Origin of the sequence: Flavobacterium fluviatile (assembly GCF_010645065.1) — a bacterium.
GTDB classification, from domain to species: domain Bacteria; phylum Bacteroidota; class Bacteroidia; order Flavobacteriales; family Flavobacteriaceae; genus Flavobacterium; species Flavobacterium fluviatile.
Genome location: NZ_JAADZW010000057.1, coordinates 1 through 2,470 on the forward strand (window position 1 = coordinate 1; position 2,470 = coordinate 2,470).

2 protein-coding genes are annotated in these 2,470 nt (G+C 29.4%); both read right to left on the bottom strand.

Annotation, left to right across the window (positions count from 1 at the left end):
* Window positions 1-223: 223 nt before the first annotated feature.
* Window positions 224-1,690, bottom strand: coding sequence for a hypothetical protein (locus tag GXM17_RS21150; protein ID WP_163401502.1), 1,467 nt, complete (start codon window positions 1,688-1,690; stop codon window positions 224-226).
* 194 nt (window positions 1,691-1,884) lie between these two features.
* Window positions 1,885-2,361, bottom strand: coding sequence for a hypothetical protein (locus GXM17_RS21155; protein WP_163401503.1), 477 nt, complete (start codon window positions 2,359-2,361; stop codon window positions 1,885-1,887).
* Window positions 2,362-2,470: the final 109 nt, after the last annotated feature.

The window sequence follows — 2,470 nt, forward strand, 5'->3', positions numbered from 1 at the left end:
CTGTAATTGCTATTAGCACAATTTTAAAATTTCGGTTCTTCTTCATTGAGTTTTGATGATATTGCTGCTAACGTTCTCGCGCCTTGCGCCGTTTGCGACTTACGAAGACGAGTATTTTCGGCTGAACGAAAATACGATTAAAAAACGATAATTCCACTAAATTCGCAAATGGCGCAAGACGTGTGTTGTATGCCGTTTTTTTTTTTTAGAGTTTAATATTTTATTACACTTTTGAAGCAGAAATTTTTCTAGTAGCATCAATAATTATAATGTTTTCATGATTTTCTTTTTCAATTTCTTTTAAAACTTTTTGCACTTTTCGGATTTCAGATATTGAATAACATAAAACTACAGAAATATCTTTAGCAGATTTTGAAGCTACTTTATAAATGTCGGTTTGATTTTGTAAATTTTTCTTTAATGAAGATGATTTTGCCAATTTAAACTCGACGATGGTTGAGTCTCCACTTCCAAATGAAACTTTATAATCTGCTGGACCACGACCATTATTTACTTCTGCATTTACATCATAAGGTGACGCATACCATGTCAATTTAAATATTCTTTGAATTGTATCTTCCTTTGCAATTGGTCGAATTCCATCGTAGAAAATTCTATAACCATCATTGTTTTCAATTACATCTTTTAAATATAATGCTCTTTGAAGTGCTTCATTATAACTATTTGAAGGAATTTTATAAAAATCACTTTTTTTATCGAGCAATTCACATAATGGAGTTAGAGCATCGACTAATTTTTCTCTTAATTCATTTATTTTTGAAATAGAAGCAGAGCTTGCTTCATGTTTTTTATCTTCTTTTAGTTTTATATAAAAATCAACTAAATCTGGAAATTTTCTAATTGTATTTAAAAATGCAATTTCTCTATCTTTTTTAGTTGGTTTAGTTGGTAAATTAGATCTGAAAAAATCATTTACAGCTGAACGCAAAGATGAATTTTCAAGCGATTTAGTAACATTATTAAAATTTGAATAAAAATCCGAATTATTAATAACAGAGTCATCAACTGTTAAAATGTCCAACGGTGTCAAAATTATAAAATCTCCATTTCCTTCTCTGTATAAATATGGAAGTTTAAAAGTTCTTGGTTGCCATATTTTTAATTGCTTGTCAAAACGACATCTAACTGAAAAACTTTTTAGTTGATTTTCTTTTAGATATACTTTTGCAAAATTTTCTGTAAACTCAAGAAGATATTCAAATATTAAGTTTGTTGTAAAATCACTTATAAAATCTTTGCCAACACCCGAATTTAATAATGTGATTTTTTCAATGTGTGTTTCAGCAGTTATTTCTTCTTGACCGAAAGTATTGTAAAAACCATTAAATGCGGTAATTGCGCCATTAGCAAATCTTTTTCCCAAACCTTTTCCACCATTACCATATTCTGACAAACCTAACCAATTCTGTTTTATTTCTGGAAATCTAAATAAGTTTATATCTACATTTTTGCCACCATTTTCAGTTGCATACTCTTTCAGAATGAGTAAATGATTAACTACTTCTCTGTGTAATTTTTTGTATTCATCTTTTTCAGATGCAAATAATAGAAAAGGGTCAATAAACATTGGTAAATCTGAACTTAAACAAATATTTAGTGCACCATAATTTTCTAAAACTGAATCGTCAATTTCAAAATAGTCTGAAAAAAGTAATTTAAAATTTGACATATTTTTCGGGTTTATACATTTGGTTTTTAACGAGTTGCGCTAAAATGGCATACAACGTCTTGGCGCTTGGCGAGGTTGCGAACTTCGTAACCGAGTATTTTCGGCTAAGATAAAATTTCTTGCGAAACGTAAACGTGAATTTACCACAAAATTCGCAATCTCGCCAAACGGCTGTTATGCCTTCGGTTTTTTATTTAGCAACCACTTTCACCGATGAAATCTTGTGTTATTTTTTCACCATTCTTATTTTCAATTAATATCAATCCTTTATTCCACCAACTTTCTTCAGCGTCCTTTTTGGTTTTATCTGCTTTAATTTCAATAGTTACTTTGTATTCTTTTGTTTCATATTTACAAGTGTAATCTTCATTTTCAACTGTATTTGGTTTGTAAATTCTGCTTTTAAGTTTCAGTTTTACAATTTTATTATTGATAGACACAAAAGCAATACTGTCAAAGTTTGATGCAAAAACAAAGTTGTTTTCTACATAATCTTTTTCGTTTTTTGAAAATATACACGAGCAACCATCGATTTCTTTTGGCAACTTTTTAAAACTATTCAAAGTAAATTCCGTGTCGTTGACTTTTTCAATATTTCCAGTTTTTTCGTTTTTACACGCAGAAAATATTAAAATACAAAGAATAAAAACTAAATATTTTATTTTATACATTCTTTTCTGATTTTCGGTTTTTTAAACTGAGGCATAACGTTCTCGCGCCTTGCGCCGTTTGCGACTTACGAAGACGAGTATTTTCGGCTAAACGAAAATACGATAAAAA

Excerpts from the sequence above, each read along its gene's own strand:
- GXM17_RS21155 (WP_163401503.1), bottom strand. The coding sequence starts at position 2,361 with ATGTATAAAATAAAATATTTAGTTTTTATTCTTTGTATTTTAATATTT.
- GXM17_RS21150 (WP_163401502.1), bottom strand. The coding sequence starts at position 1,690 with ATGTCAAATTTTAAATTACTTTTTTCAGACTATTTTGAAATTGACGAT.